This window comes from Limnohabitans sp. JirII-29 (assembly GCF_003063395.1).
Classification (GTDB): Bacteria; Pseudomonadota; Gammaproteobacteria; order Burkholderiales; family Burkholderiaceae_C; genus Limnohabitans.
Map to the genome: position 1 here is coordinate 18,054 of NZ_NESB01000014.1, position 16,706 is coordinate 34,759.

Here is a 16,706-nt window from a genome sequence, read left to right on the forward strand (position 1 = left end):
TTTATGCCTGTTCATTTGATTCCCCCAGTTGCTTCGGCTTTGCACGCCATTGCCGGTGTGCGCATTGGCGTCACACAAGCCGGCATTCGCAAAGCCGATCGCAAAGACTTGACCGTGGTGTTGATCGACGAAGGTGCGTCGGTCAGTGGCGTGTTCACCCAGAACCGTTTTTGTGCCGCGCCGGTGCAAGTGTGTCGTGAGCACTTGGCTTCGGGTCAAGGGATACGTGCCATGCTCATCAACACGGGCAATGCCAATGCTGGCACGGGTCAGCCTGGGCTGGTGCGTGCACGTGCCACCTGCGTGGCTTTGGCCAAAGCACTGGATATTACACAAGAGCAGGTGTTGCCTTTTTCGACCGGTGTGATCATGGAGCCGCTGCCGCACGACCGCATCATGGCGGGTTTGCCCGCAGCCATTGCGGCCGCAGGTCACAGCACTAGCGCTCAGCAGTGGGTAGACGCCGCTGAGGGCATCATGACCACCGACACCGTGCCCAAAGCAGCCAGCACACAGGTGCAGCTGGCCGGCACGACCGTCAGCATCACGGGCATCAGCAAGGGCGCAGGCATGATTCGCCCCAACATGGCCACCATGCTGGGCTTTGTGGCAACGGACGCATGTGTCGCCCCTGAGTTGATGAAAGAGCTGTCGTTGGCCTTGGCGGAAGGCTCGTTCAACCGTGTGACCGTGGACGGCGATACCTCGACCAATGATTCGTTTGTGGTGATTGCCACCAACAAGGCGCCTCATGCACCGATCACCAGCCTGCAAAGCCCAGAAGGCCAGGCCTTGTTCCAGGCCATGTTGCAGGTGGCCAGCCAGTTGGCACAAGCCATCGTGCGCGATGGCGAAGGCGCGACCAAGTTCATCACCATTCAGGTCGAGGGTGGCCGTGATGGCGCCGAATGCCGTCAGGTGGCTTATGCCATCGCACATTCACCCTTGGTCAAAACGGCTTTCTATGCCAGCGACCCGAATTTGGGCCGCATCTTGGCGGCTGTTGGTTATGCCGGTATTGCTGATCTCGACCAGACAGGCATTGACCTGTACTTAGACGATGTACATGTGGCCATTCAGGGCGGCCGTCACCCAAGCTACCGCGAAGAAGACGGTCAACGTGTGATGAAACAAACTGAAATCACCGTCCGTGTGGTGCTTGGGCGTGGTCATGCCAGCGACACCGTGTGGACGTGTGATTTGAGCCACGAGTACGTGACCATCAATGCCGATTACCGAAGCTGAAATGAACGATTTGTCGAACCACCCCCTTGAACGTTTGGTGCAACGCGCCGAAGCCCTGATGGCACGCATTGAGTCCGTGTTACCCCAACCTTTGTCGGCACCTGATTGGTCAGCCAGTGTGGCTTATCGCTACCGCAAGCGCAGCAGTGGCCATGGCAGCTTGGAGCCCGTGCGTCATGTGGCAAGCTTGGGGCTGAAAGATCTGCAAGAGATCGATGGACAGAAAGAAAAAATTCAACGCAATACCGAGCAATTTGTGAATGGTTTGCCGGCTAACAACGTGCTCTTGACGGGCGCGCGAGGCACGGGTAAGTCGTCGCTGATCAAAGCCTGTTTGAACGAGTACTCGCCGCGCGGCTTGCGACTGATTGAGGTGGACAAAGACGACTTGACGGACTTGCCTGACATCATTGATGTGGTGTCGACACGACCAGAGAAGTTCATGATTTTTTGTGATGACCTCAGCTTTGAGGATGGTGAGCCAGGCTACAAAGCCCTCAAGTCCATCTTGGACGGTTCGGTCGCTGCAGCAACGCCCAATGTGCTGATTTACGCCACCAGCAACCGCCGCCATTTGTTGCCCGAATACATGAAAGAGAACCTCACCTACACCCACACCGACGACGGTGAGGTGCACCCGGGCGAGGGTGTGGAAGAGAAGATTTCGTTGTCCGAGCGCTTTGGTTTGTGGGTGAGCTTTTATCCATTTAGCCAAGACGAATACTTGACCATCGTGGCGCAGTGGCTGTCTTCGTTTGGCGTGCCTTCTGCGCAAGTGGAAAGCGCCAGACCAGAAGCCCTGGTGTGGGCTTTGGAGCGTGGTTCACGCAGTGGGCGCGTGGCTTACCAGTTTGCCCGTGACTACGCGGGCAAACATGCCCAAGCTTGACGCGACATCATGACATCTCCGCATGTGCGTGTGGTCGATGCAGACCAACCCCGTTCTGTGGAGCGTGGCTTGGTGCAAGTAGCTGTGGGTGTGCTGATTCGTGATGACCATGCGTTTTTGATGACCACCCGTCCGCCCGGTAAGGCCTATGCGGGTTATTGGGAGTTTCCGGGTGGCAAGCTTGAAGCGGGTGAAACGGTGGCCGAGGCTTTGCGCCGTGAGCTGCAAGAGGAAATCGGTATCACCATCACCGACTGCCAGCCATGGCAGACCGAAGTGATTGACTACCCGCATGCCTTGGTTCAGTTGAACTTTTGCAAAGTCACCCATTGGACGGGGGAGCTCCAAATGCGCGAAGCCCAAACTTTTGCTTGGCAGCAATTGCCTGTGGTGGTGGAGCCTGTGTTGCCAGGCACGGTGCCGGTGTTGCAGTGGTTCGCGCAAGAGCGCCAGTTTGTGGGTGCCACCCACAAGGCGTGATCAACAAGGGTTAACTCACCCAGCGCCTACTGCAGGGGCGTGTTTTCGAAATCCGCATCGTCTTGCGGCGTTTGATCGGGCAAGCGGTGTTCTTCGTTGGCCCAGGCACCCAGGTCAATATTGCGGCAACGTTCGCCACAAAAAGGTCGGTAGACGTTGGCCGTTTCGTACCGGCTAGGACCGCCACACTGCGGACATTTGACAATGCGAACCTCGGTGCTCATGGCTCAAACGCACAAGGCCATTTCAAACGGCACATCGTCAGTGCTAGGTTGTAAACGGCCATCGCCGTCTTGGCGCATCATGCGCACCCAAATCATCAAGCGGTTGCCGCTAATTTCTGGAATCAGACCCAGGGCGGGATCAATGGCGACGCGCATGAGTTGGAACTTGCCCTGCGCGAGGGACTGTTGAAACTGACCACCCATGGCCATCATTTTTTGCGTGTTGCCTGTGTCGCGCATCAAGGTGAGCAGCAGCTTGACGGAGGCGTTCATCGGTTGAAAGCTCTCGGCCCAACGCAAGATATCAGTACGGCGTGCGTCACCGCTTTGTTGTTGCCATGCGTGGTAGGCGGGCAGGTCGAAGCAGCAGGTACCACCGGGAATAGCCACTCGGTTGCGCAAGGCAGTCAGCCATTCGTTGTCGGTCACGGACTGACCGATTTTGCCGACGGCATTGTTCATGGCATCAAAGCAGCGGTCCAGTTGATAGAGCAATTGGTCCAAAGCCTGTTCTGATACCGAAGGGTTACCACGCAGGCCATTGAACATTTGTTTGTGACGATCTAAGTCTTTGAGGATGTCTGACTTGAGGTCGGTGCGGCCTCCTGCTTCAACCAACTCAAACAGCGTGGTGAGCGCGAAGTGGTTGTCCACCGGGTGGTTGCGTGTGGTCAGTTCTTCGAAACGCTGAAACAGGTGTTCCAGGCGCAGATAGGTGCGCACACGTTCGTTGAAGGGATGTTCGTACAGAATCACGCAGTAAAACGAATAGATCGGAGGGCCGTTTTGGACAGCATGGATCATACCCTCTGAAATCTCGTTTTCTGAGCAGAGTCGCCTGGGTTACAGAGGCAAATTCAGAACCTCTGCGTGCAACTCATCCAAGCTAAGTTTCTCATTGAAGATCACCCAGTCTGCCGCAGCCAGACGCGCTGGTCGCTTGGCCTGAGTATCGATGATGCGTTGTACAGCCTCTTGGCTTAAGGCGCTGCGAGCCATGACACGTTGAATTTGTGTTTCCACCAGGCAGTCCACCACCAACACGCGGTCAAGCCGCTGACGCCACCGGTCTGACTCCACCAGCAAAGGCACATCAAACACCACCGTATGACGACCTGCTGCAAGGGCGGCGTTTGCTTGACGCTCGGTTTCTTGTGCGACCAAGGGATGAATGATGGCTTCCAGCGCACGTTTGGCATGAGGGTCGTTGAACACGAGGACACGCATTTGGTCCCTGTCCAATGCGCCTTCAGCGGTGAGAAAGTGAGCGCCAAACTGCTGGCTGATCGGGACAAGTGCAGCACCTCCCGGTGCCGTCACAAGACGGGCAATGGCATCTGCATCCACAAGAGCCGCGCCGCGCTTGAGCAACATCTGAGCGACTGTGCTCTTGCCACTGCCAATGCCACCGGTCAGTCCAATGCGAACTGAATGAAGAGGGGAGGTTGTGATGGAGGGCATGATGGGGCCTGCTTACCAACCGATCAAGCGCATGACACGTTCACCGCCGCATAACGCCAATAGACCTCCAGCGATAGCGAGGAACGGACCAAATGGCAGGTAGCCACCTTCGTGCAATTTGTTGTGTGTTTTCAGTACCAGGCCCACCACAACTCCTGCGGTGCTGGCCAACAACACCAGGGGAATCAGAGCCAGGGGTCCAAGCCAAGCCCCCAGTGCCGCCAGTAGTTTGAAGTCACCTGCTCCCATGCCTTCTTTGTGTGTGAGTTGCTCAAAGACATAGGCAACCGACCACAGCGAGGCATAGCCAGCCACAGCGCCCCAGACGGCATCTTCAAGCGGCATGGCGACCCAGTGGTTGGCGCTGGCGATCAGCCCTGCCCATAGCAAGGTTTGGGTCAAGTCGTCGGGCAGCAATGTCGTTTGCCAATCGATCACAGCCATGGCCAACAAGCTGGTGCCAAACCAAGCCCAGCACAAGGCGTTGAGGGTCAAGCCCCAGCGCCAGGCGCAGGCCAGCCACAACAAACCTGTTGCGGCTTCAATGGCTGGATACACCCAGCCAATGGGATGTTGGCAAAAACTGCAACGTCCTCTGAGCAAGAGAAAGCTCAAGAGTGGAATGTTGTGCCAAGCCCGCAAGGGCGTGTGGCATTGCGGGCAATGTGATACGGGTTGGCAAATGTCATAGCGTGCGGCCGCGTCGTGTGTTGATTCCACGGGGTTCATCACCATCAGGGGCAGACGATGAATGAGCACATTCGTAAAACTGCCGACGAGGACGCCCAAGATGACGACCAAAACACCAGATCCAAAATTAAGTTCTGTCACACCACTTGTCCCAGTTGAAAAATAGGCAGATACAAGGCCACCACCATGCCACCAATCAGCACACCCAAGACCACCATGATGAATGGTTCCAGCAGCGTGGACAAGCGCGCCACGGCGGCACTCACCTCGTGCTCATAGTAAGTGGCGGTTTTGTCCAGCATCTGATCGAGCGAGCCAGACTCTTCACCAATGGCACACATTTGCACAGTCATTGGTGAAAACAAACGCCCATTTTTACTCATGGCTTGGGCCAGCGAGCTGCCGTGCATCAGTTCATCACGCATCGACTGAGTGGCAGCCTGGTAATGCAGATGCCCGGTGACACCTTGGATGGCTTCCAGTGCATCTGTCAGCGTGATACCTGCTGCAAACAAGGTGGCGAGTGTGCGTGTCCAGCGTGCCAAGCAGGCATGGTGAACCAAGCGGCCCAGCACGGGTAGTCGCAGTGCAAGGGCATGCCAATGCCATGTCAGTGTGGGACGATGGCGCACCAGATGCTGTGTCCCCCAAATCACCAAAGCACACAAAACAACAAGTATTCCCCCGTGTTGCTGCCAGACCTGGCTGAGTTTGATCACACCACGCGTCAATGCGGGCAACTCTGCGTCAAACGACGCAAAGATGTTTTGAAACGCAGGCACCACAAACGACAAGAGAAATACCATGACGGCCAAGGCTATCACGAGCACCGCACATGGATAGACCAAAGCTGAACGCAGGGTTGTGCGCAAGGCGTCTGATTTTTCGCGATGCTGTGCCAAGCGACTCAGCATGGTGTCGAGCATGCCCGACATTTCACCGGCAGCGACCAAGTTGCAAAACAAAGGGTCAAACACCACATGACGGCGTAGTGCGTGGTTCAAAGCCATGCCACTTTCCACTTGATGTCGCAAATCTTGAACCAATGCTTTGATGGCCGGGCGACGCAGCCCCCGCGCAATGATGTCGAACGCTTGCAGCAATGACACGCCCGACTGCAAGAGGGTGGCCAGCTGGCGCGTCAGTCGCGTGATCTCTGTTGGGCGTATGCGTGGGCTGGTTTTTAACCAGTTGGGCAAACTGAATTCACGACGCACATGTGTTGGGCGTATGCGTTGCGCATGCAGTTGGGTAATGACTTCTTGCTTGGTCGCTACTTGCATCTTGCCCTTGACCAAGCGGGCCTCGCGGTCATGGCCATGCCAAAGAAAGACGGGATCAGCCATGGTGCGTCAAGGCCATGACTTCTTGAGCCGAGGTGAGGCCTTGCAAGACTTTGAGCCAACCGGCTTGGCGCAAGTTACGGATGCCCTCTCGTGCAGTTTGTGCTGACAAGGCCTGTCCATCGCTGTTGTCCAAAATCAGGGTTTGCAGCGCATCGCTGATGGGCATGACTTGAAAAATACCGACACGTCCTTTGTAGCCTTGATCGCACGCATCGCATCCCACGGCTTTGAAGAGTGGACGGGTTTGAATATCTTCCAGGGTAAACATGGTTTGAGGTGTTGCAGTCAATGCTTCCCGAATGAACTGCGTCTGCGACGCTTCCATGGGCGCTTTGCATGCTTCGCACAATCGTCTGACCAGGCGTTGCGCGGTGATCAACACCACGCTCGCTGCCACATTGAACGGCTCTACGCCCATATGTCGTAAACGAGCCAAGGTGCTTGGGGCGTCGTTGGTGTGCAAAGTCGACAAGACGAGATGCCCGGTTTGTGCAGCCTGAATGGCAATCTCGGCAGTTTCCAAATCACGAACCTCTCCCACCATGATCACGTCCGGGTCTTGTCGCATCAAAGCTCGCAAAGTGTGCGCGAAAGTCAGTCCAGCACGCTCATTGATGTTGACCTGATTAGCGCCATGGAGGTGTATTTCAGAAGGATCCTCTACGGTGGAGATGTTGACTTCTGGTCGATTTAACAACTCCAGGCAGCTGTAGAGTGAGAGCGTTTTGCCCGAACCTGTCGGGCCTGTCATGAGCACCATACCGTGCGGGCTTTTAATGGCAGCTAACAAGCGAGCCTGATCATCAATCTCGTAACCCAAATCGCTCAAGTTGGGTCGTTTCTTGCTGAAATTTAAAACTCGTACCACCATCTTTTCACCGTGGATAGTCGGCAACGAACTCACTCGCAAATCCACCAATTGCCCTGCCTGGGAATATTGAATTCGTCCATCCTGAGGCAATCGTTTTTCGGCGATGTCCATGCGTGCCAATATTTTGAGGCGTGAAACCAGCGCATCACGCAAGCTCATGGGCGGCGTAGCCACTACGCGCAAAAGACCATCAATGCGAAAGCGAACGCGTAAATCGGTTTCTCCGGTTTCAATGTGAATGTCTGAGGCGCCTTTGAGCAATGCTTGCTGGAACAAATCATCCAGTGCTTTGACTGCTGGGCCGTCTGGTGACATCGGCACGGTTTTGGGTGGAGTTGGCATGCAAATTCTGAATCGGTGATACAGAATTTTTCAGCCCAGACCGCTGCTGCGGAGCGAGTGGACCTCACATAAAAAATCCCCTGGCCTTTACGCAACAGGGGATTTGTTTGACTATTTGGTCGGGGTGAGAGGATTCGAACCTCCGGCCTCTACGTCCCGAACGTAGCGCTCTACCAGGCTAAGCTACACCCCGATGTCTGCTGTAAGGTGAACTGCATGACCTCACAGGAATAATTTTAACAAACGCATGCGATGGCACGGGCGCTCTCTCGCTAGGACTTTGCGGATCAACCCAAAGTCGTATTTGGCTTTGAGCGAGTTGATGTCGATCAATCTCAGAAGGTTAAAGGCTCACCCTGCTTAGTCCAGGCCCTAAAATTTATAAGGCTTAACAAAATACCAAGAGGTAGATATGAATTACGTTTTTCATTCAATCCAAGGAGTTGCTTTGCGTTTCCTGACAGCTCTGACGATGGCTTTTTCACTTGCAGGTATTGTTCATGCAGGACCTTTCCCCACCATTCCTCTAAAAGAATTACCCGATCCGTTGCGTTCTGTTTGGAAAGAGCTCAAGCCTGAAATGACGGAAATGAGCCACTGTGCTGCGGCATTTGATAGTCACAGCGATGGCGACAAAATGGTCTTTCGATGTTCGATTCACATCAAAATGTCAGCGGAAGGAGCTCGACGTGCCATGAAATATTGCGAAGAAAAGCGCGAAGAAAAAAACATCAAAGCGCCTTGCCGACTGGTGGTTGAGTAACTGACAGCATGTATTTGTATCCGCATGCCCGCATCTATCGACATGGCATATTTTCAAAAATGATATTTAAATTCCATATTGGATATATTTTTGTCTGATTTTTTAAATCCACACCAATGAATTAAATTCAATTCATTGGTATTGATGCTGGTTTTTATCTTATTGAATAATTAAATATCATGTATATAATCTAAATATATATTTATTTTTTTATTGGAGATCACTCATGGCACGTACCACCATAGCCGCTCAATTGGCCAAATTGCGCAAAGACCGTGAAATTTTGGAAAAGCGCGAAAAAGCTTTGATGGCAAAAACAAATGACAAAGTGCTGGGCAAAATTGTTCAAATGGCAAAAGAGGCGGGTATCACTGCTGCTGATATTGCAAAAGCCATGGGTACTGTCAAACCCGCCAAGGTCAAGGCTGTTCGCGTTGCCAAAAAAGGAGCTTTGGCAGGTAAGAAAGTAGCGCCTAAATACCGCAATCCTGCCAATCCCGAGCAGACTTGGACGGGCCGTGGTGTTTCCCCTTCTTGGGTGCAAGCCTTGAAGGCTTCCGGTACCTTGGATTCGGCGTTGATCGCTGTGGCAGCCACACCCCAAGAATAACTAGCTCCGGCGGTCCAGTAACTGGGCCGCCAAATCATGTAGGGCCTCTTGATAGGGGCCTTTCGGCAATATGCCCAGCGCCGCAATGGCGCGTTCTGCTTCAGCGCTTGCAGCGGCCCGGGTTGCGTCTAGCGCACCTGTGCGACGAACGATTTGAATAATTTCGTCCAAACCATCCATTTCGCCATTTTCAATAGCGCGTTGAATGGTTTCTTTTTCTTGTGGCGTTCCACGCTGCATGGCAATGATCAGCGGCAAGGTGTTTTTGCCTTCGCGTAAATCATCCCCCAAATTTTTTCCTAATTCTTGGGCATCGCCATCGTAGTCCAGCACATCGTCAATCACTTGAAATGCCGTACCCAGAGCTTGTCCGTATTCGGCACATGCGGCCTCCACTTCGGGTGAGCTCTGTGCAATCACTGCGGCTAGGCGGGTGCTGGCTTCAAAGAGCTTGGCTGTTTTCGAGCGAATGACGCGCAAATAGCCAGCTTCATCCAAGGATGCGTCATGCATATTCATCAATTGCATGACCTCACCCTCTGCGATCACGTTGGTCGCATCGGCCAATATTTCCATGACGCGCATTTCGCCTGAATCGACCATCATTTGGAAAGCGCGTGAATATAAAAAATCACCTACTAGCACACTGGCGGGGTTGCCAAAAGACTCGTTTGCAGTAGGCCTGCCGCGTCGCAATGTAGATTCGTCTACCACATCGTCGTGCAGCAAAGTGGCTGTGTGAATGAATTCAACCACGGCTGCCAAATTAAAGCGTTGCGAGGCTGTATAGCCGATGGCACCGGCCATCAACAATAGCAACGCAGGTCGGATGCGCTTGCCACCGGCGGAAATGATGTACTGAGAAACTTGCCCCACCAATGGCACGCCAGAATCCAAGCGTTGGGCGATGACGCGGTCGACTTCTGCCATATCGGCAGAAATCAGGGACAAAGCGGAGGAGGGTGCTGTCGACAAGTAGAGCCTTAAACCAATGAAAAGCTTACTGATTATAGGGATGGTACTGCGCGTAGCCTAGTTGATCTGCACAAGAGGCAGAGAGCTGCTATAATTTTTGGCTCTGCGGAAATCCGTCCGTAGAGTTCACTCAGATTTTATCTAGAGGTCTTACATGTACGCGGTCATAAAAACCGGTGGCAAACAGTATCGTGTTGCTGCTGGCGAAAAAATTAAAGTAGAACAGATTGCTGCGGACGTTGGCCAAGAGATTGTGATCGATCAAGTGTTGGCAGTCGGTAACGGCGCTGAACTCAAGATCGGCACACCCTTGGTGTCCGGCGCAACTGTCACAGTCACAGTGTTGTCTCACGGTAAGCACGACAAAGTGCGCATTTTCAAAATGCGTCGTCGTAAGCACTACCAAAAGCGCCAAGGGCATCGTCAGCAATTCACTGAATTGCAGATTGCTTCCATCAACGGCTAAGGAGCATTTGACATGGCACAGAAAAAAGGCGGCGGCTCTACGCGAAACGGGCGCGATTCCAAGCCCAAAATGCTCGGTGTCAAAGCGTTCGGTGGTGAGTTGATCACTGCAGGCGCCATCATCGTGCGCCAACGTGGTACCAAATTTCACCCCGGCACCAATGTCGGCGTGGGCAAAGACCATACCTTGTTCGCTTTGGTGGACGGCCACGTGTCGTTCGGCGTCAAAGGCGCTTTGAACAAGCACATGGTCAACATCACACCCGTTTGATTCCATCGAACTGACTTGTGACAAAGCCCCGACCTGTCGGGGCTTTACTACTTTAAGACATCCATGAAATTCGTTGACGAAGCCTATATCGACATTGCCGCTGGTGATGGGGGGAACGGCTGTGTCTCGTTTCGCCATGAGAAGTACAAAGAGTTTGGTGGCCCCAATGGCGGTGACGGTGGTCGAGGCGGCCACGTGTTTGCCGTCGCGGACCCGAACCTCAACACGTTGGTCGACTTCCGATTTTCTCGCCGTCACGAAGCTAAACGTGGCCAGCACGGTTTAGGTTCCGACATGTTCGGTCATGCCGGTGACGACATCACCCTCAAAATGCCCGTGGGCACCATCATCACTGACGCTGAAACTGGCGATGTGTTGTACGAGTTGCTTACTCCCGGCGAGGTGATCACCATCGCCAAAGGGGGCGATGGTGGCTTTGGCAATATGCGCTTTAAAAGCGCCATCAATCGTGCACCCCGCCAAAAAACGCCGGGCTGGCCGGGTGAAAAAAAGGAACTCAAACTAGAGCTCAAAGTGCTGGCCGATGTGGGGTTGCTGGGGATGCCCAATGCCGGCAAGTCCACGCTGATCTCCGCCATTTCCAACGCGCGTCCAAAAATTGCCGATTACCCCTTCACCACCTTGCATCCTAATTTAGGTGTTGTTCGTGTAGGGCCTGAGCAAAGCTTTGTGGTGGCCGATGTGCCGGGGTTGATTGAAGGTGCGTCCGATGGTGCCGGACTGGGTCATCAGTTCTTGCGTCACTTGCAGCGCACACGTTTGTTGCTGCATCTTGTGGACATTGCACCGTTTGATGACGGTGTGGATCCGGTCAAGCAAGCCAAAGCCATCGTGGCAGAACTGAAAAAATACGACAAAGCCTTGTATGACAAGCCACGTTGGCTGGTCTTGAACAAGCTCGACATGGTGCCCGCTGATGAACGCGAAGCGGTGGTGGCTGACTTCGTCAAACGGTTCAAGTACAAAGGTCCTGTGTTTCAAATTTCAGCGCTCACGCGCGAGGGATGCGAACCTTTGATCAAAGAAATTTACAAGCACATCAAAGCGCAACAGGTGTCGGAACAGCCACCGGAGTATGTCGACCCGCGCTTTGTCGATCCCGCGGTCTAACTTTCATTCACATGACCCACACCTCTACCCACTTGTTACGCGACGCGCGTCGCATCGTGGTCAAGGTCGGCTCTAGCCTGGTGACCAACGAAGGCCGTGGCTTGGATGAGCACGCGATTGGTGAGTGGTGCCGTCAACTGGGCGTGTTGGTACGCGATGGCCGAGAGGTCATCATGGTCTCCAGTGGTGCCATTGCTGAAGGCATGAAGCGTTTAGGCTGGACCAGCCGTCCCCACGAGTTGCACGAACTACAAGCGGCGGCTGCCGTAGGACAAATGGGCTTGGCTCAGATGTATGAGACCAAGCTGCGCGAGAACGGTTTGGGTTCTGCCCAAGTCTTGCTCACCCATGCCGACTTGGCGGACCGCGAGCGTTATCTCAACGCCCGTTCCACCTTGCTGACCTTGTTGACCCACGGCGTTCTGCCGGTGATCAACGAGAACGACACCGTGGTCAACGACGAAATCAAATTTGGTGACAACGACACCTTGGGCGCCTTGGTGGCCAACTTGGTAGAGGCCGATGCCTTGATCATCTTGACCGATCAAAAAGGTCTTTACACCGCTGATCCACGCCGCGACCCAGCTGCCACGTTTGTGCACGAAGCCCGCGCAGGAGATGCTGCACTGGAAGACATGGCCGGAGGCGCTGGCTCCAGCATTGGCAAAGGTGGCATGATCACCAAAATTTTGGCTGCCAAACGCGCTGCAGGTTCTGGTGCGTCTACCGTGATCGCCTGGGGACGCGAGCCTGATGCTTTGGTGCGTTTGACCCAAGGCGAGGCGATCGGCACCTTGTTGGTCGCACCGACCCAAAAGCAACAAGCTCGCAAGCAGTGGATGGCCGACCACCTGCAACTGCGCGGCTCCGTCACCATCGACGATGGCGCTGTGGGTAAGTTGCAGCATGAGGGCAAGAGCTTGTTGCCGATTGGCATGACGGGTGTGGATGGCGACTTTTCACGCGGTGAAGTGATCGCCATCTTGGATTCTCATGGTCACGAAGTGGCCCGTGGCCTGGCTAACTACGCTGCGGCTGAAGCACGCTTGTTGTGCCGCAAGCCCTCTGCGGATGTGGAGCAACTGCTCGGCTATGTGGCAGAGGCCGAGATGGTGCACCGCGACAACTTGGTGCTCACCAAACTCGTTTGAGCTTAGTCGGCACGAAGGCCTGAGGCCTTCGCAGTTTTTTCAATCACCTTGTTTGAGTGCAGACTGAGGGTCTGGGTCGAAACTGGCACCCGGTGGCAACTCTATGCTGATGGACATGCCAAATTGTTTCGTGCCCACATTCATTTCTTGCTGGATGTGATTCATTCCGCGCAAATAGCGGTTGCGGCCTTCTTGGCGCGGTAAATAACGTGACAGCTCGGTCAACGCCATTTCGTACACCCCACGTTTGAATTCCACCACCACATCCAGTGGCACCCAGTAGTCGTTCCAGCGCCAAGCGTCGAACTCGGGATGGTTGGTGGCGCGCAAGTTCAATGAATGATCGGGCGCCATCAATTGCAGCAAAAACCAAATCTGCTTTTGGCCTTTGTAAAAGCCGCGCGCATCGCGTCGGATGAACCGGTCTGGCACCTCATAGCGCAACCAGTCGCGGGTTCGGGCCACGATACGCACATGCTCTTGTTTGAGCCCCACTTCTTCGTGCAGTTCGCGGAACATGGCTTGCTCGGGGGTTTCGCCTCGATCAATGCCGCCTTGCGGAAACTGCCAACTGTGGGTGCGTATGCGCTTGCCCCAAAACACCTGATTTTTCTGGTTGAGCAAGATGATGCCGACGTTGGGTCTGAACCCTTCTCGGTCAAGCATAATCAAACCTCAAATTTTTTAAACTGAGTCCATTATGCACAGAGCTGCTGTGCTCACCTCAGGACTCACCCTGATTTCCCTCTGACATCACGTATTTTTGTGCCGCTATGAAAGCCTCTCAGTTCCTCATCTCCACCCTCAAAGACGCCCCCGCCGACGCCGAAGTGGTGAGCCACAAACTCATGATGCGTGCGGGCTTGATCAAGAAACTGGGCGCTGGCATTTACAACTACATGCCCATGGGCCTGCGTGTGATTCGCAAGGTGGAGGCCATCGTGCGCGACGAAATGAACCGCGCGGGTGCTGTTGAACTCAGCATGCCCGTGGTCCAACCCTCCGAGTTGTGGCAAGAAACCGGACGCTTCGAGAAGATGGGCCCTGAGTTGTTGCGTATCAAAGACCGTCATGGTCGCGACTTCGTGGTTCAGCCCACCAGCGAAGAAGTGGTGACTGACATTGCTCGCCAAGAATTGCGCAGCTACAAACAGTTGCCCAAAAACTTCTACCAAATTCAGACCAAATTTCGTGACGAACGTCGTCCCCGCTTTGGCCTGATGCGTGGGCGTGAGTTCATCATGAAAGATGCCTACAGTTTTGACCGCGACCAAACCGCTGCCAAAGCCAGCTACCAAGTCATGGCGCAGGCCTACCGTCAAATCTTTGACCGCTTCGGTTTGCAATACCGTGCCGTGGCTGCAGACAGTGGTGCCATTGGTGGCGACTTGAGTGAAGAATTTCAGGTGATCGCTGCCACAGGCGAAGACGCCATCGTCTATTGCCCCACCGGCAGCTACGCCGCCAATATGGAAAAGGCCGAGGCCCTGGCACCCGCGCAAGCCCGTGGTGCTGCGTCGCAAGCACTGACCAAAACCGCCACCCCAGGCAAAAGCACCTGCGAAGACGTGGCGGCTTTGTTGAATGTGCCCTTGAACACCACCGTCAAATCGCTGGTGTTGGCGACGGACACGCTCAACGACACAGGCGAAGTCGTCAAGTCGCAAGTGTGGCTTTTGCTCTTGCGCGGCGACCACGACATGAACGAAGTCAAAGTGGGCAAATTGCCCGGCTTTGAGGGTGGTTTCCGTTTTGCAACCGCTGGCGAAATTGACAGCCACTTTGGCTGCAAGCCCGGCTACTTAGGCCCCGTCAACTTGAAACAGCCTCTCAAAGTGGTGGCAGACCGCGACGTCGCCGTGATGAGCAACTGGGTGTGTGGAGCCAACGAGGTGGACTTTCACAACACCGGCGTCAACTGGGGCCGTGACCTACCCGAGCCCAGCCTCGTGGCCGACCTGCGCAACGTGGTGGCTGGTGATGCTTCCCCCGACGGGCAAGGTGTGTTGGCCATTGAGCGTGGCATCGAAGTGGGCCATGTGTTCTACCTCGGCACCAAATACAGCCAAGCCATGAACGCCACATTCCTGGATGAAAACGGCAAACCCCAATTCATGGAAATGGGCTGTTACGGCATTGGCATCACCCGCTTGCCAGCGGCTGCCATTGAGCAAAACCATGACGCGCGCGGCATCATTTGGCCCGACGCCATTGCCCCCTTCACGGTGGTGATCTGCCCCATCGGCATGGACCGCAGTGCAGAGGTCAAATCCGCTGCCCAACAGCTCTATGCAGACCTCATGTCTGCTGGTGTGGACGTTATCTTGGACGACCGTGGCGAGCGCCCTGGCGCCATGTTTGCCGATTGGGAACTCATTGGCGTGCCGCACCGCGTGACCATCGGCGACAAAGGCCTCAAAGACGGCTTGGTGGAATACCAAAACCGCCGAGACCCTGAAGCCACCAAAGTGCCCGCTGCTGATGTACTGGCCTTTGTGAAAGCCAAACTCAGCGTGTGACAAGCGTGTCCTTCTCCGATATTGCGCAATAGCTTATCGGTGCGATGCTTGTCGCTTGGGGCGATCAATAGCTTTCGGAGGGGATAGCTCCAAACTGGTGAGAGTCTCCAAGAACGCCACCAAGTCATGTGCCTCCTGCGCGCTCAAGTGCAGGGGTTTGAGCAAAGCTTCTCCATCTTGGTGTAACCGCTCTTCGTTCAGCGCTGAGTAGTGTTTCACCACATCTTGCAAAGTGGCCAGACTGCCGTTGTGCATATAGGGCCCCGTGCGCGCCACATTGCGCAGCGACGGCACCTTGAACTGACCAAATTGGCTGTGATGCTCCGTCAAGTGCCGGGTGCGCTCTCCTGAAGCGCGTGTGACGTCGTCAGACCAGACACCCAGACGGTTGTGCGCGTCCTCGCGCACCAAGCGAACACCTGCGTGGCGACCTGCATCCACCTGTCCGCGCGCCACAAAATACGGTACCCCCACGTCATGAAACTCGCCATTCGAAAACATGGGACCAACATGGCAGACATGGCATTGGCCCTTGCCCATGAAAATCGACAAGCCTCGTCTTGCTGCTGGTGGGTAACGTGCGGCGGCGCGCGCGTCATGGCGTGCCAGCGCATCACGCAACAGGTCAAAGCTGCTTTTGCCTGACTGCAAGGTTTCCATGTAGGCCGCCAGTGCCTTGGCTGCATTGACAAGCCGCACCTCATCAGCGTCGTTGAGCGATGGATGTAACAGCTGTGTCACGCCAAATGCCTGTTGGTACTGGTGCGCCAGCGTGGCATCACTTCTCAGCAGGTCAGCCACATGCGTCGCAGTGGCGCCCATCTCCTGAGGGCTCAACAAAGGCCGAAGCGCGAACGACCACAGGCTGTCCGAACCGCCGTCCCAGCCTAGCCAGTACGTGTGCGCCACATTCCACAGACTTGGCGTATGACGCACCAAGGGGGATTGACCGACAGCGCCTTTCGCCAGTGGCAAACCATCCGCCAAGCCTCGGGCGGGTTGGTGACAACTGGCACATGACATGTCCGCTCTTGGTGACAGACGCGCCTCAAAAAAAAGTGCGCGGCCCAGCGCAATCGCTGCTGGTTTGCCCGAGACGTGGTTGGACGCATCGTTTTCCCGCTTCAAAGGCCAGGGACCATGCGACAAGATGGCCTGCCGTTCCTCCTGCGTGAATGCTGGCGCGGCATGCGTCGCAGGTACCAACGCCACCAGTAGCCATGCCCACCACAAGCCGTTCATTCGCGCAGAGAAACCATAGCTCATGATGGCC

Annotated in this window: 19 protein-coding genes and 1 tRNA gene; 10 read left to right on the top strand and 10 right to left on the bottom strand. The window is 55.0% G+C overall.

The genetic code is table 11. The annotated features are described in order from the left end of the window. Window positions 1-3 precede the first annotated feature (3 nt). The 3 genes from argJ to B9Z39_RS16335 are packed head-to-tail and all read left to right on the top strand — an operon-like array spanning window position 4 to window position 2,614. A complete protein-coding gene (argJ, locus tag B9Z39_RS16325) occupies window positions 4-1,245 on the top strand; it encodes a bifunctional glutamate N-acetyltransferase/amino-acid acetyltransferase ArgJ (protein WP_108302636.1) in 1,242 nt (413 codons plus the stop codon). 1 nt (window position 1,246) lies between these two features. Beyond that, window positions 1,247-2,134 carry an ATP-binding protein gene (locus tag B9Z39_RS16330; protein WP_108302670.1) on the top strand — a complete coding sequence of 296 codons (888 nt, stop codon included), beginning with the start codon at window positions 1,247-1,249 and terminating at the stop codon, window positions 2,132-2,134. A 9-nt stretch (window positions 2,135-2,143) separates the two neighbouring features. Then, window positions 2,144-2,614, top strand: a complete 471-nt coding sequence (locus B9Z39_RS16335) for a (deoxy)nucleoside triphosphate pyrophosphohydrolase (protein ID WP_108302638.1) — start codon at window positions 2,144-2,146, stop codon at window positions 2,612-2,614. A gap of 26 nt (window positions 2,615-2,640) precedes the next feature. Here B9Z39_RS16335 and B9Z39_RS16340 read toward each other — a convergent pair whose 3' ends face one another. The 7 genes from B9Z39_RS16340 to B9Z39_RS16370 all read right to left on the bottom strand — a co-directional run bounded on the left by B9Z39_RS16340 (window position 2,641) and on the right by B9Z39_RS16370 (window position 7,741). Next, window positions 2,641-2,838: a DNA gyrase inhibitor YacG gene (locus B9Z39_RS16340; RefSeq protein WP_100146276.1), complete on the bottom strand. Its 198-nt coding sequence runs from the start codon at window positions 2,836-2,838 to the stop codon at window positions 2,641-2,643. A 3-nt stretch (window positions 2,839-2,841) separates the two neighbouring features. After that, the gene (gene zapD / locus B9Z39_RS16345; RefSeq protein ID WP_100146483.1) at window positions 2,842-3,594 is read right to left on the bottom strand and encodes a cell division protein ZapD; all 753 of its coding nucleotides are present in this window, start codon (window positions 3,592-3,594) and stop codon (window positions 2,842-2,844) included. A gap of 87 nt (window positions 3,595-3,681) precedes the next feature. Further along, the gene (gene coaE / locus B9Z39_RS16350) at window positions 3,682-4,299 is read right to left on the bottom strand and encodes a dephospho-CoA kinase (RefSeq protein WP_108302640.1); all 618 of its coding nucleotides are present in this window, start codon (window positions 4,297-4,299) and stop codon (window positions 3,682-3,684) included. A gap of 12 nt (window positions 4,300-4,311) precedes the next feature. Then, window positions 4,312-5,130: an A24 family peptidase gene (locus B9Z39_RS16355; RefSeq protein WP_233249051.1), complete on the bottom strand. Its 819-nt coding sequence runs from the start codon at window positions 5,128-5,130 to the stop codon at window positions 4,312-4,314. Then, on the bottom strand, window positions 5,127-6,335 hold the full coding sequence (locus B9Z39_RS16360; RefSeq protein WP_108302642.1) for a type II secretion system F family protein: 1,209 nt from the start codon (window positions 6,333-6,335) through the stop codon (window positions 5,127-5,129). The genes B9Z39_RS16355 and B9Z39_RS16360 overlap by 4 nt, the downstream gene beginning before the upstream one ends. Next, window positions 6,328-7,548: a GspE/PulE family protein gene (locus B9Z39_RS16365; protein WP_100146279.1), complete on the bottom strand. Its 1,221-nt coding sequence runs from the start codon at window positions 7,546-7,548 to the stop codon at window positions 6,328-6,330. Before B9Z39_RS16365 ends, B9Z39_RS16360 begins: the two co-directional genes overlap by 8 nt. Before the next feature lie 116 nt (window positions 7,549-7,664). Beyond that, window positions 7,665-7,741, bottom strand: a tRNA-Pro gene (locus tag B9Z39_RS16370). Window positions 7,742-7,960: 219 nt separating this feature from the next. On the opposite strand from B9Z39_RS16370, the gene B9Z39_RS16940 reads away from it, so the two are divergent. Further along, a complete protein-coding gene (locus B9Z39_RS16940) occupies window positions 7,961-8,311 on the top strand; it encodes a hypothetical protein (RefSeq protein ID WP_146183351.1) in 351 nt (116 codons plus the stop codon). A gap of 226 nt (window positions 8,312-8,537) precedes the next feature. Beyond that, on the top strand, window positions 8,538-8,921 hold the full coding sequence (locus tag B9Z39_RS16380) for an H-NS family nucleoid-associated regulatory protein (RefSeq protein WP_100146281.1): 384 nt from the start codon (window positions 8,538-8,540) through the stop codon (window positions 8,919-8,921). On the opposite strand, the gene B9Z39_RS16385 is transcribed toward B9Z39_RS16380, so the two are convergent. Beyond that, window positions 8,922-9,851, bottom strand: a complete 930-nt coding sequence (locus B9Z39_RS16385; RefSeq protein WP_100146282.1) for a polyprenyl synthetase family protein — start codon at window positions 9,849-9,851, stop codon at window positions 8,922-8,924. A 199-nt stretch (window positions 9,852-10,050) separates the two neighbouring features. On the opposite strand from B9Z39_RS16385, the gene rplU reads away from it, so the two are divergent. From rplU to proB, 4 genes are all read left to right on the top strand, one after another. Beyond that, the gene (gene rplU, locus B9Z39_RS16390; protein ID WP_100131651.1) at window positions 10,051-10,362 is read left to right on the top strand and encodes a 50S ribosomal protein L21; all 312 of its coding nucleotides are present in this window, start codon (window positions 10,051-10,053) and stop codon (window positions 10,360-10,362) included. 12 nt (window positions 10,363-10,374) lie between these two features. Continuing rightward, a complete protein-coding gene (gene rpmA, locus B9Z39_RS16395; RefSeq protein ID WP_100146283.1) occupies window positions 10,375-10,632 on the top strand; it encodes a 50S ribosomal protein L27 in 258 nt (85 codons plus the stop codon). 63 nt (window positions 10,633-10,695) lie between these two features. Continuing rightward, on the top strand, window positions 10,696-11,763 hold the full coding sequence (cgtA, locus tag B9Z39_RS16400; RefSeq protein WP_108302646.1) for an Obg family GTPase CgtA: 1,068 nt from the start codon (window positions 10,696-10,698) through the stop codon (window positions 11,761-11,763). 11 nt (window positions 11,764-11,774) lie between these two features. After that, window positions 11,775-12,914, top strand: a complete 1,140-nt coding sequence (proB, locus tag B9Z39_RS16405) for a glutamate 5-kinase (protein ID WP_100146285.1) — start codon at window positions 11,775-11,777, stop codon at window positions 12,912-12,914. Between the two features lie 39 nt (window positions 12,915-12,953). Here the strand turns inward: proB and B9Z39_RS16410 are convergent, their stop codons facing one another. Next, window positions 12,954-13,580, bottom strand: coding sequence for an RNA pyrophosphohydrolase (locus B9Z39_RS16410; RefSeq protein ID WP_100146286.1), 627 nt, complete (start codon window positions 13,578-13,580; stop codon window positions 12,954-12,956). A 107-nt stretch (window positions 13,581-13,687) separates the two neighbouring features. Between B9Z39_RS16410 and B9Z39_RS16415 the strand changes: the two genes are divergently transcribed. Then, complete coding sequence (locus tag B9Z39_RS16415) at window positions 13,688-15,433, top strand: proline--tRNA ligase (protein WP_108302648.1); 1,746 nt, start codon at window positions 13,688-13,690, stop codon at window positions 15,431-15,433. 33 nt (window positions 15,434-15,466) lie between these two features. Here B9Z39_RS16415 and B9Z39_RS16420 read toward each other — a convergent pair whose 3' ends face one another. Next, window positions 15,467-16,699 carry a cytochrome-c peroxidase gene (locus B9Z39_RS16420; RefSeq protein ID WP_158269524.1) on the bottom strand — a complete coding sequence of 411 codons (1,233 nt, stop codon included), beginning with the start codon at window positions 16,697-16,699 and terminating at the stop codon, window positions 15,467-15,469. Window positions 16,700-16,706: the final 7 nt, after the last annotated feature.